24 protein-coding genes are annotated in these 24,926 nt (G+C 66.4%); 11 read left to right on the top strand and 13 right to left on the bottom strand.

Features of this window, described 5'->3' with window-relative positions; translation table 11 throughout:
• The first annotated feature begins 78 nt into the window (after positions 1-78).
• The 7 genes from F4Y72_07875 (at position 79) to F4Y72_07845 (ending at position 6,210) form a co-directional block, all read left to right on the top strand.
• Positions 79-1,860, top strand: coding sequence for a thioredoxin domain-containing protein (locus F4Y72_07875; GenBank protein ID MXZ28211.1), 1,782 nt, complete (start codon positions 79-81; stop codon positions 1,858-1,860).
• 53 nt (positions 1,861-1,913) lie between these two features.
• A complete protein-coding gene (locus F4Y72_07870) occupies positions 1,914-2,408 on the top strand; it encodes a VOC family protein (GenBank protein ID MXZ28210.1) in 495 nt (164 codons plus the stop codon).
• A gap of 66 nt (positions 2,409-2,474) precedes the next feature.
• Positions 2,475-3,266 (top strand): prolipoprotein diacylglyceryl transferase, encoded by a 792-nt coding sequence (locus F4Y72_07865; protein ID MXZ28209.1) that lies wholly within the window; start codon positions 2,475-2,477, stop codon positions 3,264-3,266.
• 20 nt (positions 3,267-3,286) lie between these two features.
• Positions 3,287-4,081, top strand: coding sequence for a thymidylate synthase (locus F4Y72_07860; GenBank protein MXZ28208.1), 795 nt, complete (start codon positions 3,287-3,289; stop codon positions 4,079-4,081).
• Positions 4,078-5,055 (top strand): DUF1838 domain-containing protein, encoded by a 978-nt coding sequence (locus F4Y72_07855; protein MXZ28207.1) that lies wholly within the window; start codon positions 4,078-4,080, stop codon positions 5,053-5,055. Before F4Y72_07860 ends, F4Y72_07855 begins: the two co-directional genes overlap by 4 nt.
• On the top strand, positions 5,052-5,423 hold the full coding sequence (gene apaG, locus F4Y72_07850) for a Co2+/Mg2+ efflux protein ApaG (protein MXZ28206.1): 372 nt from the start codon (positions 5,052-5,054) through the stop codon (positions 5,421-5,423). The genes F4Y72_07855 and apaG overlap by 4 nt, the downstream gene beginning before the upstream one ends.
• Before the next feature lie 16 nt (positions 5,424-5,439).
• Positions 5,440-6,210, top strand: a complete 771-nt coding sequence (locus F4Y72_07845) for a symmetrical bis(5'-nucleosyl)-tetraphosphatase (GenBank protein MXZ28205.1) — start codon at positions 5,440-5,442, stop codon at positions 6,208-6,210.
• A gap of 127 nt (positions 6,211-6,337) precedes the next feature.
• Here F4Y72_07845 and rsmA read toward each other — a convergent pair whose 3' ends face one another.
• The 4 genes from rsmA to F4Y72_07825 are packed head-to-tail and all read right to left on the bottom strand — an operon-like array spanning position 6,338 to position 11,586.
• Positions 6,338-7,102 carry a 16S rRNA (adenine(1518)-N(6)/adenine(1519)-N(6))-dimethyltransferase RsmA gene (rsmA, locus tag F4Y72_07840; protein ID MXZ28204.1) on the bottom strand — a complete coding sequence of 255 codons (765 nt, stop codon included), beginning with the start codon at positions 7,100-7,102 and terminating at the stop codon, positions 6,338-6,340.
• A complete protein-coding gene (gene pdxA / locus F4Y72_07835) occupies positions 7,099-8,097 on the bottom strand; it encodes a 4-hydroxythreonine-4-phosphate dehydrogenase PdxA (protein ID MXZ28203.1) in 999 nt (332 codons plus the stop codon). Before pdxA ends, rsmA begins: the two co-directional genes overlap by 4 nt.
• A gap of 13 nt (positions 8,098-8,110) precedes the next feature.
• Positions 8,111-9,553 (bottom strand): hypothetical protein, encoded by a 1,443-nt coding sequence (locus F4Y72_07830; protein ID MXZ28202.1) that lies wholly within the window; start codon positions 9,551-9,553, stop codon positions 8,111-8,113.
• Positions 9,412-11,586, bottom strand: coding sequence for an LPS-assembly protein LptD (locus F4Y72_07825; GenBank protein ID MXZ28201.1), 2,175 nt, complete (start codon positions 11,584-11,586; stop codon positions 9,412-9,414). The genes F4Y72_07830 and F4Y72_07825 overlap by 142 nt, the downstream gene beginning before the upstream one ends.
• 226 nt (positions 11,587-11,812) lie before the next feature.
• Here F4Y72_07825 and F4Y72_07820 point away from each other — a divergent pair, with 226 nt between their 5' ends.
• Positions 11,813-12,466 carry a nucleotidyltransferase family protein gene (locus tag F4Y72_07820; protein ID MXZ28200.1) on the top strand — a complete coding sequence of 218 codons (654 nt, stop codon included), beginning with the start codon at positions 11,813-11,815 and terminating at the stop codon, positions 12,464-12,466.
• Here the strand turns inward: F4Y72_07820 and lipB are convergent.
• From lipB to F4Y72_07775, 9 genes are read right to left on the bottom strand one after another with little or no spacing between them, the layout of a single operon-like run.
• Positions 12,400-13,053, bottom strand: coding sequence for a lipoyl(octanoyl) transferase LipB (gene lipB / locus F4Y72_07815; GenBank protein ID MXZ28199.1), 654 nt, complete (start codon positions 13,051-13,053; stop codon positions 12,400-12,402). The two genes, F4Y72_07820 and lipB, sit on opposite strands and share 67 nt — an antisense overlap.
• 20 nt (positions 13,054-13,073) lie before the next feature.
• Positions 13,074-14,402: a D-alanyl-D-alanine carboxypeptidase gene (locus F4Y72_07810; GenBank protein ID MXZ28198.1), complete on the bottom strand. Its 1,329-nt coding sequence runs from the start codon at positions 14,400-14,402 to the stop codon at positions 13,074-13,076.
• Positions 14,257-14,994 carry a septal ring lytic transglycosylase RlpA family protein gene (locus F4Y72_07805; protein MXZ28197.1) on the bottom strand — a complete coding sequence of 246 codons (738 nt, stop codon included), beginning with the start codon at positions 14,992-14,994 and terminating at the stop codon, positions 14,257-14,259. The genes F4Y72_07810 and F4Y72_07805 overlap by 146 nt, the downstream gene beginning before the upstream one ends.
• A complete protein-coding gene (mltB, locus tag F4Y72_07800) occupies positions 14,991-15,965 on the bottom strand; it encodes a lytic murein transglycosylase B (protein MXZ28196.1) in 975 nt (324 codons plus the stop codon). Before mltB ends, F4Y72_07805 begins: the two co-directional genes overlap by 4 nt.
• 7 nt (positions 15,966-15,972) lie before the next feature.
• Positions 15,973-17,079: a rod shape-determining protein RodA gene (gene rodA, locus F4Y72_07795; GenBank protein MXZ28195.1), complete on the bottom strand. Its 1,107-nt coding sequence runs from the start codon at positions 17,077-17,079 to the stop codon at positions 15,973-15,975.
• The gene (mrdA, locus tag F4Y72_07790) at positions 17,076-19,022 is read right to left on the bottom strand and encodes a penicillin-binding protein 2 (protein MXZ28194.1); all 1,947 of its coding nucleotides are present in this window, start codon (positions 19,020-19,022) and stop codon (positions 17,076-17,078) included. Before mrdA ends, rodA begins: the two co-directional genes overlap by 4 nt.
• A gap of 6 nt (positions 19,023-19,028) precedes the next feature.
• On the bottom strand, positions 19,029-19,484 hold the full coding sequence (gene mreD / locus F4Y72_07785; GenBank protein MXZ28193.1) for a rod shape-determining protein MreD: 456 nt from the start codon (positions 19,482-19,484) through the stop codon (positions 19,029-19,031).
• Positions 19,481-20,398, bottom strand: coding sequence for a rod shape-determining protein MreC (gene mreC, locus F4Y72_07780; protein ID MXZ28192.1), 918 nt, complete (start codon positions 20,396-20,398; stop codon positions 19,481-19,483). Before mreC ends, mreD begins: the two co-directional genes overlap by 4 nt.
• Before the next feature lie 43 nt (positions 20,399-20,441).
• Entirely contained in the window at positions 20,442-21,509 is a 1,068-nt protein-coding gene (locus F4Y72_07775) for a rod shape-determining protein (GenBank protein ID MXZ28191.1), read from the bottom strand.
• Positions 21,510-21,601: 92 nt separating this feature from the next.
• Here F4Y72_07775 and gatC point away from each other — a divergent pair, with 92 nt between their 5' ends.
• From gatC to gatB, 3 genes are read left to right on the top strand one after another with little or no spacing between them, the layout of a single operon-like run.
• On the top strand, positions 21,602-21,928 hold the full coding sequence (gatC, locus tag F4Y72_07770; GenBank protein MXZ28190.1) for an Asp-tRNA(Asn)/Glu-tRNA(Gln) amidotransferase subunit GatC: 327 nt from the start codon (positions 21,602-21,604) through the stop codon (positions 21,926-21,928).
• A gap of 15 nt (positions 21,929-21,943) precedes the next feature.
• Entirely contained in the window at positions 21,944-23,413 is a 1,470-nt protein-coding gene (gene gatA, locus F4Y72_07765; protein MXZ28189.1) for an Asp-tRNA(Asn)/Glu-tRNA(Gln) amidotransferase subunit GatA, read from the top strand.
• 14 nt (positions 23,414-23,427) lie between these two features.
• Positions 23,428-24,855 carry an Asp-tRNA(Asn)/Glu-tRNA(Gln) amidotransferase subunit GatB gene (gene gatB, locus F4Y72_07760; GenBank protein MXZ28188.1) on the top strand — a complete coding sequence of 476 codons (1,428 nt, stop codon included), beginning with the start codon at positions 23,428-23,430 and terminating at the stop codon, positions 24,853-24,855.
• The last annotated feature ends 71 nt before the right edge of the window (positions 24,856-24,926 follow it).

Genomic DNA, 24,926 nt, shown 5'->3' with positions numbered 1-24,926 from the left:
GGATTGTATTCGCACACCATGGAAATACCGCGCCGCTGGCATAGACTGAGGCGAGCGCAGCCTTGAGGTTGGGAAAGCATGAATCGTCTGGGGGAAGCAAGCAGTCCGTACCTGCTGCAGCACGCGGACAACCCGGTGCACTGGCACCCCTGGGACGAACAGGCCCTGCGCGCCGCGCGCGAATCCGGGCGTCCGATCCTGCTTTCGGTGGGCTATTCGGCCTGCCACTGGTGCCACGTCATGGCCCACGAGTCCTTCGAGGACGACGCCACCGCCGAAGTCATGAACGAACTGTTCGTGAACGTGAAGGTGGATCGCGAGGAGCGCCCGGACCTGGACAAGGTGTACCAGACCAGCCATCAGTTGCTGACGCGCCGCGCCGGGGGCTGGCCGCTGACGGTGTTCCTGACCCACGACGAACTGCTTCCGTTCTTCGCCGGAACCTATTTCCCCAAGGCTCCGCGCCTCGGAATGCCGGCCTTCACGGACCTGCTCCGGAACGTCGCCGCCTACTACGCGGGCCGGCGCGAGGAGGCGCACGGCAATGGCAAGGCGGTCCGGGAAATGCTGGCGCGGATCGCGGCGCCCGGCGCGTCCTTCGCCGGCGAAATCGACGAGCAACCGCTGACCAACGCGTTCGAACAGATGCGCTCGGCTTTCGATCCCGTGCACGGGGGCACCCAGGGCGCGCCGAAGTTCCCCCGGCCGGCGGACATGGAACTGCTGATCCGGCGCGCCTCGCAGCCGGACGGCGAGCCGGCCCGCGAAATGCTCGAGACCACGCTCGACGCAATGGCTGCGGGCGGGCTCAACGACCACCTGGGGGGCGGATTCTTCCGCTACTCGGTGGACGCGCGCTGGGAGATCCCGCATTTCGAGAAGATGCTCTACGACAACGCGGCGCTGTTGTCGGCCTACGCCCTGGCCTGGCAGTTCACCGGCAAGCAACGCTATGCCGACGTGGCCGACGCCACGGCCGGCTGGCTCATGCGGGAGATGCGCCACGAGGGCGGGGCGTTCTTCGCCGCCCTGGACGCCGATTCCGAGGGCGAGGAAGGCCTCTACTACCTGTGGACGCCCGAACAGGTGAGGGAACTGCTGCCGGAAGACGAATACGACGGCTTTGCGGCCCGCTACGGACTGAAACGGCGGCCCAATTTCGAGGAAAGTGCCTGGCACCTCGTGGAGCGCCCCGCGCCGGACTTCGCCGAAGCGGACTTTTCCGCGGCGCGGCAACGCCTGCTCGAGGCGCGCGCCCGGCGCGAGCGCCCGATGCGCGACGAGAAGCTGCTGACCGCCTGGAATGCGATGGCGGTGCGCGGGCTGGCGATCGCGGGGCGTTGCCTCGAACGCCCCGACCTGACCTCGGCGGCCGAGGAAGCGGCCGACTTCATCATCGCCGAAATGATGCGCGACGGCCGGCTGCTCGCCTGCTGGACCGACGGGCGCGCCGGCGGCGAGGGTTTTCTGGACGACTACGCGTTCTTCATCGACGCCTTGCTGGAGCTGGGCGGCGAGAGGCGGGCCACGGCCGAGGCGCTGGCGCGGACCATGCTGGACGGCTTCGAGGATGCGGACAACGGCGGGTTTTTCTTTACCTCTCCGGACCACGAGCGGCTGATCCACCGGCCGCGTTCGCTTTCCGACGACGCGCTTCCCTCGGGCGCGGCGGTCGCGGCGCGGGCGCTGCTCAGGCTTTCGCAGGTCACGCCGGGCATGCGCCATGCGGCCGCCGCGGAGCGCACGCTGAGGACCGGCTGGGAGCACATGAGCCAGCATCCGCTGTCGCACACGGCGCTGTGCCTGGCGCTGGACGAGTGGCTTCGCCCCAATTCCTGCCGCCTGGACGGAACCTGCTGATCCCCGCCCCCGGCGTGGTATAAACGCGCACTTCAAGCAAGGGAGTCCAACTCATGAATTCAGCACCCCGCATCCGGAACATCGTCAAGCGCACCACGCTGATCGTCCGGGACATGGAGAAGAGCCGCCGCTGGTACGAGTACGTGCTGGGCATGGAGACTTGGATCGATATGCCTTATACGCTTTCGGGCAAGGGCATTGCAGCCGGGAAGAAAGGCGACGTCACGCACCTGGTAATCATGAAGTGCGAGGATCCGCGCATCGGCATGATCGGTCTTCTGCAGTGGGTGGATCCGCCGCTGCCGGCGCCGGAAATCCCGACGTCGGTGGGTTACGGGACGCCGGTCTTCGTGGTCGATACGGAAGACGCGGCGGAGGTTGCGCGCCGGGCCGGCGAGCTGGGCACGCGGGTGCATACGCCGGAGAGGACCTTCAAGGTCACGGGATCCAAGGGCGAGACGCGTCATTTGCTGGGGTGCGCGATATTCGATCCGGACGGCTACTTCTACGAGTGCAACCAGGTTTTGCGCATCGACGATCCAGAATAGCGCTTTCCCTCGCCTTTACCGGGCGGGCGGAAAGTGCGTCTGGCGGGCTGCTAGACTTCGGCGAAGATGATCGAATATCCGCAGTTCGATCCTGTAGCGTTGCGCATCGGTTCGCTGGCGATACGGTGGTACGGGCTGATGTACCTCTTCGGTTTCGTCGCTGCGTGGTGGCTCGCGCAACGGCAGGCGCGCCGGCCCGAAAGCACGTTCACGCCGGTCATGGTCCAGGACCTGATCTTCTACTCCTGCCTGGGCGTGATCGCGGGCGGGCGCCTGGGCTATCTCGTCTTCTACGGCTGGCAGCAGATTTTCGACGATCCGCTCTACATCGTGCGGATCTGGGAAGGCGGCATGTCGTTTCACGGCGGGCTGCTGGGAGTGTGCGCCGCCGTTCTGTTGTTTGCCCGCAAGCACTCGAAGACGTTCGTCGAAACCGCGGATTTCGTCGTTCCGCTGGTGCCGATCGGCCTGGGCGCGGGGCGTATCGGAAATTTCATCAACGGCGAGCTCTGGGGCAAGCCCAGCGACGCGCCGTGGGCGTTCATCGTGGACGGCGTCGGCCGGCATCCAACCCAGTTGTACGAGGCTTTTCTTGAGGGACTGGTGCTGTTTGTCGTGCTTTGGTGGTATACGGCCCGGCCCTTGCCGTCCGGCGCACGGCGCGACCTGGGACGCGCCACCGGACTGTTCCTGGCCGGCTACGGAATTTTCCGGCTCCTGGTGGAGTTCCTGCGCGTGCCGGACGCGCACATCGGCTACCTTGCCTTCAACTGGCTGACCATGGGGCAGCTTTTGAGCCTGCCGATGATCGGCTTCGGCCTCTGGCTGCTCGCCCGGCGCGCGCCGCAGCCGGGTTAGGACCTGCCGGCACCAGGCGCATGCGGCAATACCTCAGTCTTCTCGAGGAGGTACTGGAAACCGGAACCGAGCGCCACGACCGCACCGGCACCGGCACCCGGGCGCTGTTCGGGCGGCAGATTCGCTTCGACCTGGCCGAGGGCTTTCCGATGCTCACGACCAAAAGGCTTCCGCTGCGGGTGATCGCGGTGGAGCTGCTGTGGTTTCTGCGCGGCGGCACCAACGTGCGCTGGCTGCAGGAGCGCGACGTGAATATCTGGAACGAGTGGGCCGACGAGGACGGCAACCTGGGGCCGGTTTACGGGGCGCAATGGCGGCGCTGGCCGGACGGCAACGGCGGCGCGATCGACCAGGTGGACCAGGCTCTGGAAATGATCCGAAGCGACCCTCACTCCCGAAGAATCATCATCAACGCCTGGAACGTAGCCGAGATCCCGCGAATGAAACTTCCGCCCTGCCACATGATGCTGCAGCTGCACGTCAGCGGAGGAAGGCTGTCGGGCCAGCTCTACCAGCGCAGCGCCGACCTGTTCCTGGGCGTTCCCTTCAATATCGCATCGTATGCCCTGCTGCTTTCCATGATGGCCGAACAGACGGCGCTCGAGCCCGGGGATTTCGTCTGGACCGGCGGCGACTGCCACCTCTACAGCAACCACTACGAACAGGCCCGCGAGCAACTGTCCCGCGAGCCGCGCCCCCTTCCCGAACTGCAGATCAGGGCGGGACGGAAATCAATCGACGACTACGTGGAAAGCGACTTCGAACTGATCGGCTACGATCCGCACCCCCATATTCCGGCGCCGATTTCGGTATGAGGCGCATCAGAAAGGAGAACAAGATGAGCAACGAGCCAGACCCCGTGAACCAGTCCGGCCTCGACAGGCGCACGGTCCTGAAGGGCCTGGGCGCGGGCGCGCTGGGAGCGTCGGCGCTGTCCGGATGCGCGGCCGAGCAAGGCGTTCCGCGCGAACCGCTGGACCTCGACGATCCCGTTTCGCGCTTTCGCGCGCGAGTCAAGGTGTTCGGTTCGCTGGCCGAGGAAACGGTGCACCGCGTCTCGCGCGGTCATGTCTGGGGCTATGTCCACGAGGGCAACCTCGAGCCGTTGTTCAGCATGATCAACTACAACGTGACCCGGTGGCGGCAGGCGGAAGAACACAAGTTCGTGGCCACGATGAACGAAACGGCGCTCTTTACCCGTTTCGACACGGACGAGGTGATCGACCACTGGGACAACATCTACACCGGGGAAACGGTCGAAGTACAGCACTACTTCACCGGGCCGATCACCGTCGAGAACACGCTGGAAGGAACGATTACCGACGAGACCGCAACGATGAAGCCGAAGAACATGGAATGGTGGACGGTGGGCGGCAGGCTGTTCATTCCGATTCGCTCGCAATTCCGGTTCCCCAACCCACTGCGTCCGGAAGTCTGGCCCAAGGCTTCCGTGGGGCCCATCTTTCACTGGGACTCGTTCATGTTCCTGATGGCGGAACTCGCCGACGTCGAGAACCCGGAATTGTCCAGGGCGCCGGCGATCAGCCACTACCAGGAAACCCTGAACTGGAACCACTGGATGCTCATGGGCCAGCGGCCCGGGCGGCAGCTCTCCCGCGGCTACGGCTGCAAACTGGACAGTCTCGAGGAGATGCCCGCCAGCCTGCGCGACACCCTGGAGGAACACGCGCCGGAAATGTTCGATCTCGAGAACTGGACCGAGGTGAGGGACGACATGAAGGAGTTCATCAAGAACCGGACGCCCGCCACGGTCGAGCCGGAAGAATGATCTCGGGCAACGACATACACGTCGAGGTGGAGCCGGCCTACCTGGGACAGGATGCGCAGGGCGACCGCTACGTATTCAGCTACACGATCACGATCTCGAACCGCGGCGGGGAACCGGCCCGGCTGCTCACGCGGCACTGGATCATCACCGACGGCAACGGGCACGTGGAGGAGGTGTTCGGGGACGGCGTGGTGGGCGAGCAGCCCCGGCTGCTGCCGGGCGAGAGTCACCGCTACACCAGCGGCGCAATCATCGATACGCCGTTCGGGACGATGCAGGGCAGCTACGGCATGGTCACGGACGGCGGCCAGGACTTCAAGGCGCCGATCCCCATCTTCCGCCTTCAGACTCCCGGCGTCCTGCACTAATGAGGTAGCCCGGCCGATGGCGGTGTGGGCGGTGGGGGATGTGCAGGGGTGTCTTAAGCCCCTGGATGCGCTGCTGGATCGGATCGGGTTCGAGCCGGGGCGCGACCGGCTCTGGTTCTGCGGCGACCTGGTCAACCGCGGGCCGGACTCGGCGGGCGTACTGACTCGGGTTCGCGAACTTGAGGACGCGGCCGTCGTCGTGCTCGGCAACCACGACCTGCACTGGCTGGCGCAACAGGCGCACGAACAGGACCCCGAAGTGCGCGCACACGCCGAATGGCTGCGCCGGCAGCCGCTGGCGCATTTCGACCGGGACCTGAACTGCCTGCTGGTGCACGCCGGGGTCTTGCCCGGCTGGGGCCTGGAGCAGACGCTGGCGCGGGCCGCGGAGGTGGAGAGCGTGCTAAGGGACGCGCATTACCGGGATTTCCTCGCCGACATGTACGGCAATGTGCCCAATTGCTGGCAGGACGAGCTCTCGGGTACCCCTCGCCTGCGGATGATCGTCAACGCCTTCACGCGGATGCGGATGCTGGATGCGCGGGGGCGCCTGGACTTTTCCTACAAGGGACCGCCTGGCGAACAGCCGCCGTATCTCGCTCCCTGGTTCACGCGCCCGGGAAAACTGTCGCCCGGCTGCCGGGTCGTGTTCGGGCACTGGTCGGCGCTGGGGTGCTTCGTGACCGATCGGCATATCGCGCTGGATTCGGGTTGCGTCTGGGGCGGATCGCTCTCCGCGGTCCGGCTGGACGGCCCACTCCAGTCCGTCAGTGTTCCCGGTCTCTGACGCTTCGATCCCGCCGATTTTGTGCCCCCTTCCTCCGGGGGACGCATGAACCCATCCATGGGGCTCGGCGGCGGCTCCTGCCGCCGCCGCCCCCGGAGGAAGGGGGCACAAAACCGGCTCAAGCTGGCTAGTCCAGGTGTTCGGAGAGGCGGAGGTAGGCTTGGACGGGGATTTGTTCGGGGCGTAGGGTGGGGTCGATGCCGGCGGTGGTGATCTGCTCTTTGTTCGCGAGGCCGCGCAGGGCGTTGGCGATGGTCTTGCGGCGTTGTGAGAAGGCCTGGCGCACGACGCGCTCGAAGACGTCCGGGCGGAGGATGCGGTAGCGCGAATCGGGCGTCAGCCGGACCACCATCGAATGCACCTTGGGGCGGGGCTCGAACGCGCCGGGCGCAACCGAAAAGCATGGTTCGGCGCGGCAGCGGACCGCCGCCGTGACCGACAGGCGGCCGTAGCGGCGGCTGCCTGGTGGCGCGCACAGCCGCTCGGCCACTTCGCGCTGCAGCATGACGGTCATGTCGCGGAACCCGGCCGCGCTCTCAAGCAGGCGGAACAGCAGTGGCGTGCTCAGGTAATAGGGCAGATTGCCGATCAGGCGGAGGCCCGCATCGGGAACCCCGATGCCGTCGAGCGCCGAGTAGTCGAACTCGAGTGCGTCCGCCAGGTGCACGCTCAGCCGCTCGTGAGGAAAACGCTCGCGCAGTTCCTGCGCCAGCGCCGGATCGATCTCGACCGCGTGAACGATCGCCCCTTTCGAGAGCAGGGGCCCGGTCAGCGCCCCCCGGCCCGGCCCGATCTCCACGAAGTGTTCGCCGGCCGTGGGCGCCGCCGTCGAGACGATTTGCTGAATGACCGAGGGGTCGGTAAGGAAGTGCTGCCCGAGCCGGGGCTTCATTGTTCCGGATTACCCGATCTGCGCCGCACCATTCGCGCGGCCGCCGCCACGGCCTGGACCAGGCTGCCTTCGTCGGCCCTGCCGGTGCCGGCGAGATCGAACGCCGTGCCATGGTCCACAGACGTGCGGACGAACGGCAGGCCCAGCGTCACGTTCACGGTCGCGCCGAAGCCGGCGTGCTTGACGACCGGCAGGCCCTGATCGTGATACATCGCCAGCACAGCGTCCTGTCCGGCGAGATTGCTCCGCGTGAAGGCCGTGTCGGCCGGCCAGGGACCGGTCACGCCCGGATCGCCGAACTCGGCGATCGCCCGCGCCACGACATCGCGGTCCTCGCTGCCGAGTTCGCCATCCTCCCCGGCATGCGGATTGAGGCCGAAAACGGCGACCCGCGGTTCGCCTATTCCGAAATCGCGCTTCAGTCCCTGCACCAGCACCTCAAGAACGGCGGCCAGACGCTCGCGGGTGACGGCCCCGGGCACCGCGCTTAACGGAATATGAGTCGTGGCCAGGGCCACCCTCAGCGGCGTGCGCCCGGGCCCCGTCTCGCCGGCCAGCACCATGACGGGCGTTGGCGCGCCGCTGAGCCGCGCCAGGTACTCGGTATGACCCATGAAATCGAGTCCGGCCTTGCGCATCAGCGCCTTGTTGACCGGGCCGGTCACCAGCGCATCGAACTCGCCGCTCAGGCAGCCCTTGACCCCCAGTTCCAGGGCCGCGAGCACGGCCGGCGCGTTGCGGGCATCCGCCCGACCCGCCCGGCAGAGATGAGCCAACGGCATGGGCGCGATGCTCAGGCCGCGTGCGCGGTCGCCTGGATCGTACGAATCCGCCGGGAAGTCGAGTTCCAGCATCTCCGCGCGTTCGTGCAGCACCGACGGATCGGCGAGCAGCACGGTATTGAACCGGCTCAGTTCACGGGCCGCCTTGATCACGATGTCCGGCCCGATTCCGGCCGGTTCGCCCACGCTGATCGCGAGCCTTGGGCCTGTCAAAACAGGGTCCTGGCTACTTCTTGTATTCCACGAACGCCTCGGCCCGCAGCCTTTGCAGCCAAAGCTGGGTTTCCTCCTGCACCTTGCGTTCCCGCAAGGCCAGTTCGGCGCGCCGTCGGCGCACGTCCTCGCTCACGTCCTGCATGCGGGTGCCGGAGCGTTGCGCGATATGCCAGCCGAAGGAGCTGCGTATGGGTTCGCTGATCTCGTCACTTTCGAGTTCCGCCACGCCGGCGGCGAATGCGGGATCGAGGTCCTCGGGAGAAACCCAGCCGAGCATGCCGCCCTCGCCGGCGGAACCGGGGTCGGCCGAGTAAGCGCGGGCCAGGGCGCCGAAGCTTTCTCCTGCCAGGATCTGCTCGCGAATTTCGGCAATCTCGCCGCGAGTCGCGTCGTCGTCGCGTATCTCGTTCGGCTGAAGCAGTATGTGTTTGAGTTCCCACTGCTCCTGAATGATGGCGTCCCCGCCGCGCGTTTCGTCCAGGCGCACCACGTTTACTCCGCTGCCCGTCGTGATCAGCTCGGCCACGTCGCCGGGTTCGAGTTGAATGACATGCGCGACGAATGCGGTGGGCAGCGCATTGCGTTTGCGCCAGCCCAGGCTGCCGCCCTGCAGAGCGTTCTGCGCCTCCGAATAGGCGATTGCCAGTTCGGCGAAGCTCTCCCCTTCCAGCACGCGTTCACGCAACCTGTCCGCACGCTCGCGGGCCGCTTCGCGCTGACCCGCGGTGGCGTTGAGCGGCGTGCCGATCAGAATGTGCGATACCAGGTATTCCCGGTTGGCCTCCTCCCCGCCTTCGGCGCCGCGCAGGAAATCGTCCACTTCCCTGGGGTTCAGGAATACGCGCACGTCGCGCTGCCTGAGCGTGTCCAGTTCGATCTGCGCCCTCAATTCCTCGCGGTAGCGGGCGTACTCGATGCCCTGCTCGGCCAGCACGTCCGGAAGATCGCTCAACTCGACCCCGTTCTGCTGGGCCACGAAGCCGAGCGCCCGGTTGACCTGCTCGTCGGAAATCTCGATGCCCAGCCGGCTGGCGCGCTGCAGCTGTATCTCCCGCAGGACCAGCCGCTCCAGCACTTGCTTTTCGAGCTCCGCGGACGGCGGGGACCGCAGACCCTGGGCGCGAATGCTGGCGCGCACGCCGGCCAGTTCCTGGTCCAGTTCGCTGGTAAGGACGACGCCGTCATTGACGACGGCGGCGATGCCGTCGAGAAACTCGCCATCATCGCTGAGCTGCGCCCCCACCGGCCCCGCAACCACCGCCAGACAAACGGCGAGCAGCATGGCGGGCGCGGCGCGTTTCGGAAGACTACTCATCGGCTGGGGTAGCCGAGCATACCACGCTCGATCATCGCCCTGGCGTCCCCTCCAAGGCTTGTCAGGCCCTTCAGCGTGACCTGCAGATAGACCGACGCACCGCCCAGCGTGGCGTCGCGCTCGACATGCCTGCGCCATAGCAAAGCGACGTTAATGCAGCAGGACTCGTATTCGAATCCCAGGTAGCGCTCCAGCTCCACATCCTCGGCAAAGGAATAGTTGTAGCGGCCCACCGCGGTCCACCGGTCATTGACGGCCCACCGGAATGCCAGGTCCAGATTTTCGGTCCGGGCCCAGCGGCTGCGGTAGGCCAGGCGCACGGTCCGGCGCGGGTCCTTTCTGTAGAGCACGGCGATTTCGGATCGGCTGGCGTTGTCGATTTCGGCGTCCCACAGGTAGCGCATGTCCACCTGCCAGTCCTTGCCCAGGCCGTAGGCGAACTCGGCGATGTAATCCGAGGCCGCGTCCTCGTGGGAACTCAGCCCTTCGAGACTGACCTTGCGTCCGCGGAAGTTGTAGCGCTGTCCCAGGGTAAAGCGCAACAGTTCCTTGCCGTCGGCGCCGCGCTGCAGCACGCCCTGGACCCCCGCGCTCAGGTGCACCGAGTCGCCGACCCGGTCGAACCCCAGGTAGCGATTGGGACGGAAAAGCTGAACGTAGTTGAAGTCCGGAATGATCGTGTCGAAAACCGGGAGGTAGTCCTGGTTGACCGTGGGAATGATGCTCAGCATGGCTCGCGGACGCAGCGTCACGTCCAGCGCCTGCGACCCGAAACGCCGCCATAGGCCGGCGCTGGCGTCCACGGTCGCGATCGGCAGCAACCGGTAGTAGTTGTCGGCCTCATTGCGAAACGGCTCTTTCACGTGGTAGCCGGTCACCATCATGGACAGCGACGGATTGATCTCGACCGGACCCGCGCGGTAGCGGCCGGTCAACTCCGGTTCGAAATGGACCCGGGCGCCCGAAGTCCTTTGCGAATGCTCGAACCAGCCCGATTCCATCCACAGGCGCCCGTCCACCCGGGGCAGCAGTTCCGGCCACCGGCCATGCAATCGAATCTCGGGCAGCCGCACATGCGGGCGAAACAGCCGCTCCACGTCCGGATGCACGACCTGGTGTCCGGTCACCCGGAACAGCACATCCATGCGCTCGCCGCTGTAGACGGCCGCCAGTTCCCGGCGCAGGTGGGTCTGAGCCTGTTCCCAGAAACCCCGCCCGATGTCCTCGATATAGAGATCGTCGGACACCCAGCGGCCATCGGCGAGCACACTCCATCTCTCGGAAATGGTTGTCTGCATCTCCAGGTTGACGTCGTAGCGCGAGCGGTTGCGCAGCTTGTCCTGGGGCAGGTAGCCGAGTTCGATGCGGCCGGACGAATTGCGCGTGAGGTAACGGTATTCGGCGCCGGCAAAAAAGCCCAGGCGCGACAGGTAACGCGGCGTAAAGGTGGCGTCCATGTTGGGCGCGATGTTCCAGTACCAGGGCGCGTCCAGTTCCAGCCCCCGGCGGCTGGAACTGCCGATCTCCGGCACCAGGAACCCCGACTTGCGGGCGCCCCGGGCTGAAAAGGACAGCGAAGGCAGATACAGGATCGGCACGTCCAGCAATTCCAGGCGGATCCGCCGCGCTTGGCCGAAGCCACTCTCCTGCTCCACTTCTATGGAACCGGCGCGCAGTTCCCAATGGTTGCGGCCGGGCAGGCAACTCGTATAGCTGACTTCCTCCATGCGCACCCGGTCCTGCTGCGCGTCCAGAACGATTTCCTCGGCGCTGCCCCGCGCCAGGCTGTCCCGCAGCGCGTACTCGGCGGAGCCGAACCGGAGCCTGTCCTGATTCAGGTCGAGCAAGGCGTCCGTGGCCCGCACCCGGACCGAGTCCCCCGAATACACCACTTCGCCGCCGAATTCCACCCGGTTGCTGTCCTGCAACAGGCTGGCGTTCCGCACGTCCAGCCTGTTGTTGCCCAGGCAGAAGGACACATCGCCCAGGAAATCCACGCGATCGCCGACCTGCCAGCGTATGCCGTTCTGCGCGGTAAGGACGATCGTGGTGTCCGACCGCTGCGCGGCAATCTCGCAGGCCAGGTCGGCGCCGGGGCTCTCCTCCCAGATGCCTGCCTGGGCCGGCGCAATGCAGGCTGCGGCCAGTGGGGCGAGCAATGAAACCGGCACGCGGATGGTCCCCGATGGTCAGGCAGGCAGCGCCGCAGCGGCGCGGGAATACGGATTTGCTTTCATGGGCTGCTCCTCACTTTAACCAAAAGCCGGCTCCGTGTGCGGTCTGCCGGCGCCGATGCGAAGGCAGCTTTCCGGCGCGGCGCGGGCTTTTCGGCATGCGAAAATCGCCACCCGGGAGACCATGACGAGCGCGCGAAACGAGTTTCGGCCCACGAGGGCGATGATTCTGGCGGCCGGCCGCGGCCAGCGCCTGCGGCCCTTGAGCGACCGCTTGCCAAAGGTCCTGATGGAGGTTGAAGGGAAGCCGCTGATCGAACATCTGCTGACGGCCCTGGCCGCCGCGGGCGTGCGGGAGGCCGTCGTCAATCTTTCCTGGCTCGGAGGGATGATCCGCGCCCGGCTCGGCGACGGTTCCCGGCATCGCTTGAGAATTCGCTACAGCGAAGAGGGCGATACGGCCCTTGATACGGGCGGCGGCATACGGAGGGCGCTGCCCTTGCTTGGAGAGGAGCCCTTTTGGGTTGTCAACGCCGACATCCGGACGTCGTTCCCGTTTTCGGTGAGCAATCGCCGCGCGCGCGATCTGGCCTGGCTGATGCTGGTGCCCAATCCCGCGCACAATCCGGCAGGCGATTTCCACCTGCGGGAGAAGCGGGTCGGAAAGGACGGCCCCCGCTACACCTTCGGCGGCGTGAGCGTGCTGTCCCCCGAACTGTTCCGGGACGCCGGAGAGGAAATTTTCGGCCTCGCCCCGCTGTTGCGCGCAGCCGCCGATGAGGGACGCGTTTCGGGCGCGCTTTACGAAGGCTACTGGGCGGACGCCGGCACGGTCGATCGACTGGAAGCGATCCGGCGCCGGCCGCCCGAAGCGTAGAGGCGGGACAGCAGCCAAGGCTGCAGTTCGGCGGCTGCGTCGGCGAGGTTATCCGGGCCGCCAAGGCTCGCGAAATTGACCGCGTCCAGACCCTCAAAGCCGCAGGGATTGATCCGGGAGAACGGACCCAGGTCGGCACAGACATTCAGCGCCATGCCGTGATACGAACATCCGCGCCGTATGCGCAGGCCGATCGCGGCCAGCTTGGCGCCGTCCACGTATACGCCGGGAGCGCCGGGCCGGCGCGACGCCTCGATTCCGTATGCCGCGGCGCAATCCATCACCGAGGCTTCCAGGGCGCAGACCAGGGTCCGTGGCCCAAGCCCGGCGCGACGCAGCGACACCAGCGGGTAGACCATCAATTGCCCGGGGCCGTGGTAGGTCACCTGACCGCCGCGATCGGACTGTTCCACGGGAATATCGCCGGGATCGAGGAGATGGGAAGGTTCGGTCTTGACGCCCAGGGTGAAGACCGGCGGATGCTCGCAGAACCAGATCTCGTCGTTCGTGCGGTCGCCCCGTTCGCCGGTAAACCGCTGCATGCGCTCGACGGCTTCCCTCCAGGGCAGGCGCCCCAGCCACCTGATTCGAGCGGTACCTGCGTCGCTTACTCGAACCACAACAGGACGGAGTCGCGGGTGCGCTGCCACAAGCCTCCGGACGGCACGGCGCGTTCCGGGACCAGCGGAAGTTCCGCGAGCGTCTCGCCGTCCCGGATCAGTGCCACCCGACCGACCGGCTGGCCCGCCTCCAGCGGCGCAATCAGGGGCTCGTTCACCGTCACCCGGGTCTCCATCCCTTCGCTTGCGCGCTTGGGCAGGGTCATGACCACGTCGTCCTCCACCGTCAGGCCGACGACGGTCTCTTCGCCCTTCCATACGCGCGCCGATCCGAAATCGGCGCCGGCTTCGAGCAGCTTGCGAGTCTCGAAGTAGCGGAATCCGTAGCTCAGCAGCCGCAACGCGTCCTGGGCCCGCTGCGCCTCGCTGGCCGCTCCCATGACGACCGCGATCAGGCGCATGCCGTCGCGCACCGACGAGGCCACCAGGCAGTAGCCGGCCGACTCGGTGTGCCCGGTCTTGACGCCGTCCACCGTCGCGTCGCGGGCCAGCAGCGTGTTGCGGTTCGGTTGCCGGATGCCGTTCCAGGTGAACTCGCGCAGGGCATGCATGCCGTACAGCGTCGGGTAGTCCCGGACCATGGCCCGGGTAAGAATCGCGGTGTCCAGCGCGGTCGTGTAATGGTTTTCGCCGGGCCAGCCCGTGGAGTTCTCGAAATTCGTGCCGGTCATCTCCAGGCGCTGGGCGATCGAGTTCATCAGGACCGCGAAGTCCTCCTCGGCGCCGGCGAGATGCTCGGCCAGGGCAACGCTGGCGTCGTTGCCGGACTGGACGATCATTCCGAGCAGCAGGTCCTCCACGCTGACCCGGCTGTTGAGGTCCAGGAAAGTCCTCGAGCCCTGCATGCGCCAGGCCGTTTCGCTGATGACCGCCTCTTCGTCCATCGAGGTTTCGCCCGCGGCCAGCGCCTCGAACACGGCGTACGCGCTCATGATCTTGGTGATGCTGGCGGGCTCGACCCGGAGCTCCGGTTCCAGCGAGGCCAGAATCGTTCCGGTTTCCTGCTCCATCAGCACGAACGACGATACGTTCAGGCCGGGCGGGCTGGGCAGTCCGGCGACCGGCCGCGGCGACTGGGCGGCGGCGGGACCCGCGGCAAAGACAGCGGCGAGCAAGATAGCGAATGCGCTGGTCCTTTTCATTGAATTCTTCTCATGTGTTTTTTCCGTTTCAGCCGGGCGGCGCGACGCCCCGTACCCTGACGGTCCTCGAAATGCCGATTTCCGCCAGCTGGCGCCTGAGCCTGGCCGTGTGGCTTCCGTTTTCGAGCGGACCCACCCATACGGCATACACGCCATTCCCCTTGCGGCGCACATACACTCCGGATATACCGGCCTGCCGAATCCGGCTATAGAGCTTGTCCGCGTTGTCGCGATAGGCGAACGCGCCGGTCTGCAGGTAGGCGTAGCCGCCCGCCGCGGACGACGGCGCCGGCGAACCGCCCGCCTCCAGTGCCTCGACGCGCACCCTGGCCGTTCCGCGCCGATATACGCCCAGCTCCCTCGCGGCGCTGTACGACAGGTCGATCACCCTGTCGTCCACGAACGGGCCGCGGTCGTTCACCCGCAATTCGGCGCTGCGGCCGTTTTCGAGATTGGTTACCCGAACGCGCGTCGGAAGGGGCAGCGTCTTGTGCGCGGCGGTCATCGCGTACATGTTGTACGGCTCGCCAAGCGCGGTGGGCCTGCCGTGAAAGTCCTCGCCGTACCAGGACGCGATCCCGGTTTCCACGAATCCTTCGGCCGAGATCAGCGGGCAATAGGTCTTGCCGAACTGGGTGTAGCAATCCTGGCCGGGACGGCCGCCGGACGAGCCGCCCCAGGGTCCGCCGACCATGCCCACGATTGCCGAACACCCCGCCGCAAGACTCATGCAGCCCGCAAGGAGCAGCAAGCGGACGGGTTTCATCCTGTGTCCGCGGAGACTATTGCCTGTCCGAGTTGATGCACGACGAGGGCATACATATAGCTGCGGTTGTAGCGCGTGATCACGTAGAAGTTGGGCAGCGCCAGCCAGTATTCGGGGCCGGACCCGCCGTTCATCAGCAGCAGCCCGGCAGGAGTTTCGTCCGGCAGGTCGCTGTCGAACAGAACGCCTTCCGAGCGCAGGGCCCCGAGCGTCGTGGGTGGAGACAGGCCCCGTTCCTGGGGCGCGGCCCGGCTGTTCGCGGCCAGCCTTGCGGGCATCGCGACCGCCCCCCCGCGGCGCCAGCCGTGATCGCTCAGGTAGCCGGCCACGCTGCTGAGCACGTCGCGCCAGTTGGAGAACAGGTCGCGCCGGCCGTCGCCGTCGCCGTCAACCGCATAGCGGCGGTAGCTGGACGGTATGAACTGGGCGCGTCCCATTGCGCCGGCATAAGACCCCAGGACCTGCGCCGCATCGAGCGCATTCTCGCTGTGCAACACCAGAAAGTCCTTCAGTTCGCGGCGGAAAAAATCGCCGCGCCGGGGATGATGAAACGCCAGCGTGGCCAACGAGTCCAGCACCAGGTGCCTGCCGGTGATCCGCCCGTAGCGGGTTTCGACACCGAGAATGCCCAGCACCACCGAAGCCGGGACCCCGGTATCGCTTTCCACCTTCGCCAGCGACTCGGCGTGCAGGCGCCCGAAGGCCTTCCCCGAGGAAATCCTTCCCGAGTCCATGAATATCGCCCGGTAATCGCTCCATTCGACCGTGCGCTCCGGAGCGCGGCTCATGGCCTCGATCACTTCGGGGCGGAACTCCGCCGACGCGAGCAGTTTGCTGGCATCCTCCCGGTCCAGGCCCTCATCGCGCACCAGTTCGTCGATGAACGCACTGACCTCGGGTTCATCCACGTCGATGGCGCCCGCCGCGAGCGGCGCGCACAGGGCGGCCAGAAGGAAGTATTTGCGCAACACGGACTGACTAACGGGCGAGATAACGTCTATCGGAACGAATGGCCATGAGGATACCGAAGCCGGCCAGGAAAGTCACATTTGCGCTTCCGGCAACGCTGACCAGCGGCAGCGGCAATCCTACCACCGGCAACAGCCCGGTCGTCATGGCCGCGTTCAGGGCAAAGCTGAAGAAGAATCCCAGTGCCAGGCTGGCGGCCACGATGCGGGAGTAGCGCCATTGCGCGGCGAATGCGATCTGCAGCATGCGCACCGTAATGGCGATGAACAGCAGCATCGCCACGACGACGCCCACAAAGCCGAATTCCTCGCTGATCACCGCGAATATGAAGTCCGTCGTCGGTTCGGGGAGAAAACCGAACTGCGCCTGGCTGCTCTGCATGAAGCCCTTGCCGAAAGCGCCGCCGGAACCGATGGCGATCTTCGACTGAATGATGTGGTAGCCGGCGCCCAGCGGGTCGGACTCCGGATTCAGCACGCTCAGTATTCTCTGGCGCTGATAGTCATGCAGACTCACCCACAGCGCCGGAATCGCCAGAACGCCCATCGCCGCCCCGCCGTAAATGAACTTGCGGTTCAGGCCGGCCAGCAGCAGCGCGATGAAACCGAAACAGCCGATCACGACGGTGGTTCCCAGGTCGGGCTGACGACTGACCAGTACAGCCGGCGCCACGATCAGCAGCAGGGCCGCGAGAGTCTTCATGAAACCGGGACGTTCCCGCGAGCCATGGAACAGGCAGGCCACCATCAGCGGAACCGCCAGCTTGGCGAACTCGGACGGCTGAAAGCGGATCCCGAGATCAAGCCAGCGGCGGGCCCCGCCGCCTTCTTCACCGATCACCAGCACCAGGGCCAGCAAGACCACTACCGCGCCGTATACCCAGGGCGTTGCGCGGATCATGAATCGAGGGCTGATCTGGGCGAGAACCAGCATCAGCCCGAGCCCGATCACCAGGCGCGAAGCCTGAAAAAGCACAATATCGCCGCTGCCGCCGGACGCGCTGTACAGAACGGCCAGACCGCCCGCAATCAGCAGCATGACCCACACCAGCAGCCAGCCGTCCAGCTTGAGATGCTGCAGCACCCCCATGCCCTGCTGAGCCACCGGCAGGTTCATTGCGCGCGGGCCCCTGGCAGCACGCGGCGAAAGTCCCGCTGCGTTCGACCGGCGCGATGCGGGGTTTCGCCGCGGGCTACCAGGTCCGGCGGAGCATTGCCCGCCAGGTAGGTCTCCAGGAGGCGGCTGGCCACCTCGGCGGCGGGGCCGGAGCCCGAACCGCCGTTCTCCACGATCACGGCTATCGCGATAACGGGATCGTGGACCGGGGCAAAGGCCACGAACAGCGAATGGTCCCTGAAGCGCTCCTCGACTTCTTCGGGTATCTCCTCGTCGTCCTCCGGCATCGCCCGCACCTGCGAGGTTCCGGTCTTGCCCGCGATCCGGAAGTCAAGCTGCGCGCCGGTCGCCCTGGCGGTTCCGCGCGGACCGTGAACGACGGCTACCATGGAATCGACGACCATGCGCCAGTGCGCCGCCGCTTCCGGTGCGAGCGTGCCGGTCTGCACCGGCGGCATCCGCACCAGGTTGCCGCTGGCCGGATCGCGGATGGCTTCCACCAGCCGCGGCCTGTAGCGCCGCCCCCGCATCGCAATCTGCGCGACCGCCTGCGCGAGCTGCAGGGGCGTCACCGTCAGGTAGCCTTGTCCAATGCCCGCCACAACGGTGTCGCCCGGGAACCAGGGCTGCTGTGCGGGATCGCTGAAATTGGCGCGCTTCCAGGCTCTGGAGGGCACGATTCCGGCACTTTCGCCGGCCACGTCCAGGCCGGTCGGCGTGCCGAAGCCGAATTGAACGAGACTGTCGTGCAAGCCCTCGACATTCATGTCGCGCGCCAGTTGGTAGAAGTAGACGTCGCAGGACTGCTCGATGGCGTCGTGAAGGCTCACCGCGCCATGGCCTTCCCGCTTCCAGTCCCGGAAGGGACGCCGGGCGCCGGGCAGCCGGAAACTACCCCAGCAGTTGATTGTATGGTCGGCCTCGCGGTGACCGGCCGCCAGCGCGGAGAACGCCAGCATCGGCTTGATCGTCGAGCCTGGCGGGTAAGTTCCGCGCACTGCCCGGTTGAACATGGGCCGGTCGGTATTGCGGTTCAGGTCGGCAAAGGCGTCGCTGTCCATGCCGGCAACGAAATCATTGGGGTCGAAAGCCGGGCTGCTGACCAGGACCAGCACGCCGCCGTCCCTGGGATCGATTGCGACTACCGCGCCCCGGCGCGAATCCATGGCGGCATAGGCCTCCGCCTGAAGGCCCCTGTCCAGCGCCAGCAGCAGGTCGGCCCCCGGTTCGGGCTCCAGTTCGCGCGTCCGCGAAAGCGGACGCCCGTATGCGTTTGTAACGACTCGCTCGCTGCCCGCACTTCCGCGCAGATAGTCCTCGTAACTGCCTTCCACGCCGGTCTTGCCGAGGTGGGAGATTCCGGCGTACTCCTCCGGTTCCAGGCGTTCCTTGTCCTCGGCGCTCACCGCGGTCACGTAGCCCAGTCCGTGAGCGCCGGCCGCCCCCAGGGGGTATTCCCTGAGCAGCAATCCCTCGATGTCCACGCCCGCGTACCGGTGGCGCACGACCGCAAACCTGGCGACCAGATCGTCGCTCAGGCGGGTCCGTATCGGAATGGCTTCGAAGGGCTGTGAACGTCGCGAGGATTCGATCAGCTCGGGCTGGGTGTCCGCATCGAGGATTCCGGAATGCGCCAGACGCTCCAGCGTGCCGGCCAGGTCATCGACCTGTTCCGGCACCATGGTCAGGCGGAATCCGGCCCGGTTGGCCACGATCACTTCCCCGTTGCGGTCGAGGATGACGCCGCGGCGCGGCGCCACCTTGCGGCCCTGCACCTGATTGCCCAGGGCCTGACCGGCGTAATAGCCGTGCTGGATCAATTGCAGATAGCTCAGCCGGGCCAGCAGCACGCACGTCAGGAGCCCCAGCAGAAAAACCAGATAGGTGGCCCGCCGGAGGAGCGTTCCATGCTCGACGTGCTGGCTTGCCGGCCGGGTCGCCATGCGCGTTCAGATTCTGACGAACAGGAACGCGATCAGGATCAGCACGCCCCCGCTCATCAGGCTGCTTGCAAGCCCGGCCCAGGAGCCGGCGTAATCGAACCAGCCCCCGATCAGCGCCACGACACCCAGGTACGCCGTCATCATCAGCATCGCCAGGAGAAACCTGAGCCAGGGAGGCGAGGAGACGACCCAGTGGCGCATATTGGCGGCAAGAAAAACCAGCACGGTGGCCGCCAGGGCGTGCAGACCCAGAGGCGAGCCCACCAGCAGGTCCTGAAGCAGTCCGGCAACGGCCGCCACCGCAAGCCGTGCGTCCTCGGGAGCGACAATGACCAGCCAGATCAGCGCGACCGCCAGCCAGGGAGGCTGCCACAAGCCCACCAGCTGCGGCAGCGGCACGACGCTGATCAGCAGGGCCGCGCCTAGCAGCGCGTAATTCCGCGCAACGGCGCCTTCCGTCATGATCCTGCGGCGGCGGCGGTCGATTCCGCGTTGACCGGTCCCGGTTCTGTGTCCGGCGGTGGCGGCTCCGAACGCAGCAACAACACCTGGCGGGGATTTTCGAGGTTGGCCGAGGGCGACACGAACGCCTCCAGGAAAGCCTCGCCCGAAGAGTTGCGCACATCCTCCACCACGCCGACCCGCAATCCCGCAGGGAACAGGCCGCCGGTGCCTGAGCTGACCACGGTATCTCCCTGGATCACGTCGGCATGGGCCGGCACGAAAGGCAGCAGCAGACGATGGTCCCTGCGGCCGGTGCCCAGGGCGATCGCCTGCAGTCCCGTGCGCTCGAACATCACGTTCAGGGCATGATTGGCGTCGCTGATCAGCAGCGCCTCCGAAGTGACCAGGTAGTCGCGGGTCACCTGGCCGAGCACACCTCCGGAATCGACGACCGGCTGACCGATATACGCCCCCTGCCGGCTGCCCTTGTTCAGCGTCACGCGGTGGCGGGAGGGATCCGGATTTCCGGGCAGGGTCTCGGCGGTCAGATTGTTCGAACCGAGCTGGGCGTTCAGCGTGTGCAGCGATCGCAGTTCTTCATTCTCGGATTTCAGCGCCGACATCTGCTGCAGGTCCACATCCTGGAGCAACAGCCGCGTACGCAGTTCCTGGTTTTCGCGCATCAGGGACGACTGATCGCGGAAATAGTCCTGAACCCCGCGAAAGCCTCCGGACACGAGACGCACGGTCGCCTGAACCGGCACAAGCATCAATTCACCGATGCCGCGCACCTTCTGGACGGCGGGAAAGTTCGCCTCCACGACCAGCAGGCCGAAACTCAAAAGACAGATCAGCAGGCACTCGCCCGCGCGGCTCGGCCCTTTTCGCCTTCGAAAGCGATCCGCCCTGAGCGTTGCGGTCCACCGGCTCACGGCACTAGGCCCTCATAACCCAATACGCTGCCGCTCTGACCCCTTAGTCCCACCGCGGGCCGGCGATCTCGCTGGCGAAACGCACCGTTCCCTGGGTTTCCACCAGGTGTCCGCAACCGCGCACCACGCAGGTCAACGGATCTTCGGCCACGAAGGCCGGAACCGCCGCGCGCTCCCGGATGAGCGAATCCAGCTTGGGCAGCAGCGCGCCGCCGCCGGCCAGCACCAGGCCCCGCTGGCTGATGTCGGCGCCCAGCTCCGGCGGGGTATGCGAGAGAACGTCCAGCACCGCCTGGACGATTTCCTCCAGGGTGTCGTTCAGGGCGTCACGCACCTCGTTGCTGTTCAGCGTGAACTGGGAATGCAGGCCGCGCGAAAGACTGCGTCCGTGCAGCTTGATCTCGCTGATTTCCTCGCCCGGGTAGGCGCTGGCCACCTCGCGCTTGATCACTTCGGCCTGGCTGGGTCCGATCGACATGCCGTGGTTGCGGCGCACGTACTGCACGATGGCGTCGTCCATCCGGGTTCCCCCAGCCTTGACGGAGCGCGCGTAGACCACGCTTGACATCGACAGGACCGCGACTTCGGAGGTGCCGCCCCCGATGTCCACCACCATGTTGCCGCAGGGCCGGTGCACCGGCAGACCGGCGCCGATGGCCGCGACGATGGGCTCGTCCACCACGAATACATCGCGCGCGCCCGCGTCGCGGGCCGATTCCTCGATGGCCCGGCGATCCACCGGCGTGCCGCCGTGCGGGACGCAGATCACCAGGCGCCTGACGGCCGGGCGAAAGAAACCCAGGCCCAGGGCCTTGATGATGAAGTGCTTGAGCATCTGCTCGGCGACTTCGTAGTTGGCGATCACGCCATCCTTCAGGGGCTTGACGATCTGCAGATCGCGCGGGGTGCGTCCCAGCATGCCGAAGGCTTCGGCGCCGATGGCCAGCACGCCGTCCGAACCGACATCGGCGCCACGGCGAAGCGCGACGACGGAAGGTTCGTTCAGGACGATTCCCCTTCCGCAGACGTAAACAAGGGTATTGGCGGTGCCCAGATCTATGGCCAGATCCACGGCCAGCCGCTCAACGAAACCACGGACAAAATTGCTCATCGGCGCAGCACATCCCTGGGAGCGGTCACTCCCTTGAAATCCCGCAAATCATAGCAGATCAGGCAAAACAGCCCTATAGTATTCGCCTCAAAATGAACAACCTCCAGACACCAAGGGACCCTCAGCCGGCCGGAGATTTCTCCGACGAGGAATTGCTGCGCGTGGCGCAGTTGACCCGGCTTGCGCTGGAGGAAGACGAGAAGGAAGAGCTGGTCGGCACCCTGCGCCGGATCATCGGATTCGTGCAGGTATTGCAGCAACTCGACACCGGGGGCGTGGAACCCATGGTGCACCCGCTGGATCTCGTGCTCCCCCTGCGCGCCGACGAAGTGACGGAGACCGACGTGCGCGAGGACGCCCAGGCCTGCGCGCCGGATGTCGTGGACGGCCTGTACCGTGTGCCGAAAGTCATCGAATAGCCGGAACGGACTCTCATGATCGAGTTTTCCCTGAGCGGTCTTCGACGCGCCCTGGACTCGGGCGACATCGGCAGCGTCGAACTCACCCAGGCATGCCTGGACCGCATAGAGGACCGTAACCCCGAACTGAACGCCTTCCTGACCGTGTGCGGCGACTCGGCGCTCGACGGGGCGCGCCGGGCCGATGCCGGCCGCGCGAACGGCGGCGCGCTGGCGGGGATACCCATAGCCCACAAGGACATTTTCTGCACCCGGGGCGTACGCACTACGGCGGGTTCGGGAATTCTGGACAATTTCCTTCCTCCCTACGACGCCACCGTCGTGGAACGGCTGGCGGAAGCCGGCGCGTTGCTGATCGGCAAGACCAACATGGACGAATTCGCGATGGGCTCGTCCAACGAAACGAGCTATGCCGGTCCGGTGCGCAATCCCTGGGACCTTTCCCGCTCGCCGGGAGGCTCCTCGGGCGGATCGGCCGCCGCCGTCGCCGCCGGCCTGGTTCCGGCGGCGACCGGCACGGACACCGGAGGGTCGGTGCGCCAGCCGGCCGCCCTGTGCGGGCTTACCGGCTTCCGGCCGAGCTACGGGCGGGTTTCGCGCTACGGAATGATCGCGTTCGCATCCAGCCTGGACCAGGCCGGCTCGATTACGCGCACGGCCGAGGACGCGGCCCTGCTGCTGGACAGCATGGCTGGCCACGATCCGCGCGACTCGACCTGCGCGGAGCGCGACGGCGAGGACTATTCGGGGCCCCTGCAGGACCTGCAGGGCAAGGCCCTCAAGGGCGTGCGCGTGGGCATCGTAAGGGAGTTCATGGACGAGGGGCTGGACGCCCGCTGCCGGCAGGTTTTCGTGGACAACATGGAAACGCTGCGCGGCCTGGGGGCGGTCGTTACCGAAGTTTCGCTGCCTCGGCTGCCGCTCTCGGTTCCGGTCTATTACGTCGTCGCGCCCGCCGAGTGCTCGTCCAACCTGTCGCGCTTCGACGGCGTGCGATTCGGTCTGCGCGAAGCGGGCGCCGACAGTCTGGAGGAACTGTATACGAGGACCCGCCGGGCGGGCTTCGGCGAGGAGGTCCGGCGCCGCATACTGGTGGGCGGCTGGGTGCTGTCCAAGGGATACTTCGACGCCTATTACCTTCAGGCCCAGCGCGTGCGCCGGCTGGTCGCGGACGATTTCAGCAAGGCCTTCGAAACGGTGGACCTGCTGGCGGGACCGACCGCGCCCGCGCCCGCTTTCGGAATCGGCGAAAAAATCGACGACCCGATCCAGATGTACCTCAACGACATCTATACCATCGGCGCCAGTCTGGCCGGAATCCCCGCCATTTCGATTCCCGCCGGTACGGTGGACGGGCTGCCGGTGGGATTGCAGCTCATGGGCCGGCCGTTTGCCGAAGCGGACGTATTGCGCGCCGCGCACGCCTATCAACTGGAGACCGACTGGCATCGCCTGTGGCCCCCCGGCATGTCGGCGCCCTGCTAACGGGAGATCGCGGGATGGAATTCGACGTGGTCATCGGGCTGGAAATACACGTCCAGCTCGCCACGCGCAGCAAGATGTTCTCGGGCGCATCGACGGTGTTCGGTGCCAGTCCCAACACCCAGGCCTGCCTGGTGGACCTCGGTTTTCCGGGCACGCTGCCGGTCGCGAACCGCGAGGCCGTGGCCATGGCCGCCCGATTCGGACTGGCGACGGGCGGCCAGGTTGCGCGCCGTTCGGTGTTTGCGCGCAAGAACTACTTCTATCCCGACCTGCCCAAGGGCTACCAGATTTCCCAGTTCGAGCTGCCCATCGTGAGCGGCGGTTCGGTGAAGGTGGCCGTTCCCGGCTCGCCGGCCCGGCAGATCGAACTGACCCGCGCGCATCTCGAGGAGGACGCCGGAAAGTCCCTGCACGACGCCATGCCCAACGCCACCGGCGTGGACCTGAACCGTGCGGGTGCGCCGCTTCTCGAAATCGTGACCGAGCCGCAACTGCGGTCCCCGGAGGAGGCCTCCGCATGCATGCGCGGCATCCACCAGCTCGTGACCTGGATCGGTATCTCCGACGGCGCGATGCAGGAGGGTTCGTTGCGCTGCGACGCCAATATCTCGCTCAAGAAGCCCGAAGCCACGGAACTGGGGACCCGCACCGAAATCAAGAACCTCAATTCCTTCCGGTTCGTGGAACGCGCGCTGCGCTGCGAAATCCTGCGCCAGGCCGAGGTGCTGCGCCAGGGAGGAACCATCGCGCAGGAGACCCGCCTCTACGACTCGGCCCTGGATACGACCCGGCCGATGCGCGACAAGGAGCAGGCCAACGACTATCGCTATTTTCCCGATCCGGACCTGCCGCCGCTGGCGCTGGAGCCGGGCTTTCTCGAGGATTTGCGCGGAACCCTTCCCGAACTGCCGCACCAACGGCGCGACCGGTTCCAGACCGACTACGGTCTGCCCGCCGAAGACGCCCGGCGGCTGTGCGAAAGCCGAGCCACGGCCGACTACTTCGAGACGGCGGGCAAGGCCTGCGGGGACATGCTGCTGGCGGCGCGCTGGACCAGCGGCGAACTGGCGGCCGCGCTGAACCGCGATGGCCTGGACATCGCCGACAGCCGGGTGAGCGCCGGCGATCTGGGAGTGTTGCTGTCCCGTCTGCGCGACGGTTCGCTTTCGGGCAAACTGGGCAAGGAGGTGTTTCAGGCGATGTGGGCTGGCGAAGGGAGCGCCGACGACGTCATCAAAGAGCGCGGACTGCGCCAGATTTCCGATGCCGGGGCGCTTGAAGGCGTCATCGAAGAGGTCATTGCGCGGCACGACGAACAGGTCCGACAGTACCGGGAGGGCAATACCCGGGTGTTCGGTTTCCTGGTCGGCCAGGTGATGCGCGCGACCAAGGGTCAGGCCAACCCGCAGCTCGTCAATCAAATGCTGCGCGAGCGGCTCTAACAGCATGCTATTGCGCTTCGATATCGCCCTTCATTGCCCCCTTTTCCTCCGGGGGACGCATGAATACATCC

The organism is Gammaproteobacteria bacterium (assembly GCA_009838035.1).
Taxonomy (GTDB): Bacteria; Pseudomonadota; Gammaproteobacteria; order Steroidobacterales; family Foliamicaceae; genus Foliamicus.
Note: the sequence above shows the minus strand (reverse complement) of the source record. Positions and strands in the feature narration are given on the sequence as shown.

What these genes read in the sequence shown, in the direction of transcription:
- F4Y72_07865 (MXZ28209.1), top strand. Translation starts at nt 2,475, where the DNA reads ATGATCGAATATCCGCAGTTCGATCCTGTAGCGTTGCGCATCGGTTCG.
- F4Y72_07870 (MXZ28210.1), top strand. Translation starts at nt 1,914, where the DNA reads ATGAATTCAGCACCCCGCATCCGGAACATCGTCAAGCGCACCACGCTG.
- F4Y72_07860 (MXZ28208.1), top strand. Translation starts at nt 3,287, where the DNA reads ATGCGGCAATACCTCAGTCTTCTCGAGGAGGTACTGGAAACCGGAACC.
- mreD (MXZ28193.1), bottom strand. Translation starts at nt 19,484, where the DNA reads ATGACGGAAGGCGCCGTTGCGCGGAATTACGCGCTGCTAGGCGCGGCC.
- F4Y72_07820 (MXZ28200.1), top strand. Translation starts at nt 11,813, where the DNA reads ATGATTCTGGCGGCCGGCCGCGGCCAGCGCCTGCGGCCCTTGAGCGAC.
- F4Y72_07805 (MXZ28197.1), bottom strand. Translation starts at nt 14,994, where the DNA reads ATGAAACCCGTCCGCTTGCTGCTCCTTGCGGGCTGCATGAGTCTTGCG.
- gatB (MXZ28188.1), top strand. Translation starts at nt 23,428, where the DNA reads ATGGAATTCGACGTGGTCATCGGGCTGGAAATACACGTCCAGCTCGCC.
- gatC (MXZ28190.1), top strand. Translation starts at nt 21,602, where the DNA reads ATGAACAACCTCCAGACACCAAGGGACCCTCAGCCGGCCGGAGATTTC.
- F4Y72_07855 (MXZ28207.1), top strand. Translation starts at nt 4,078, where the DNA reads ATGAGGCGCATCAGAAAGGAGAACAAGATGAGCAACGAGCCAGACCCC.
- gatA (MXZ28189.1), top strand. Translation starts at nt 21,944, where the DNA reads ATGATCGAGTTTTCCCTGAGCGGTCTTCGACGCGCCCTGGACTCGGGC.
- apaG (MXZ28206.1), top strand. Translation starts at nt 5,052, where the DNA reads ATGATCTCGGGCAACGACATACACGTCGAGGTGGAGCCGGCCTACCTG.
- F4Y72_07810 (MXZ28198.1), bottom strand. Translation starts at nt 14,402, where the DNA reads ATGTGCGCCGCAAGGGGAATGGCGTGTATGCCGTATGGGTGGGTCCGC.
- F4Y72_07875 (MXZ28211.1), top strand. Translation starts at nt 79, where the DNA reads ATGAATCGTCTGGGGGAAGCAAGCAGTCCGTACCTGCTGCAGCACGCG.
- F4Y72_07830 (MXZ28202.1), bottom strand. Translation starts at nt 9,553, where the DNA reads ATGGCGCAGGCATGTCGAGCGCGACGCCACGCTGGGCGGTGCGTCGGT.
- rsmA (MXZ28204.1), bottom strand. Translation starts at nt 7,102, where the DNA reads ATGAAGCCCCGGCTCGGGCAGCACTTCCTTACCGACCCCTCGGTCATT.
- mrdA (MXZ28194.1), bottom strand. Translation starts at nt 19,022, where the DNA reads ATGGCGACCCGGCCGGCAAGCCAGCACGTCGAGCATGGAACGCTCCTC.
- rodA (MXZ28195.1), bottom strand. Translation starts at nt 17,079, where the DNA reads ATGAACCTGCCGGTGGCTCAGCAGGGCATGGGGGTGCTGCAGCATCTC.
- F4Y72_07775 (MXZ28191.1), bottom strand. Translation starts at nt 21,509, where the DNA reads ATGAGCAATTTTGTCCGTGGTTTCGTTGAGCGGCTGGCCGTGGATCTG.
- F4Y72_07845 (MXZ28205.1), top strand. Translation starts at nt 5,440, where the DNA reads ATGGCGGTGTGGGCGGTGGGGGATGTGCAGGGGTGTCTTAAGCCCCTG.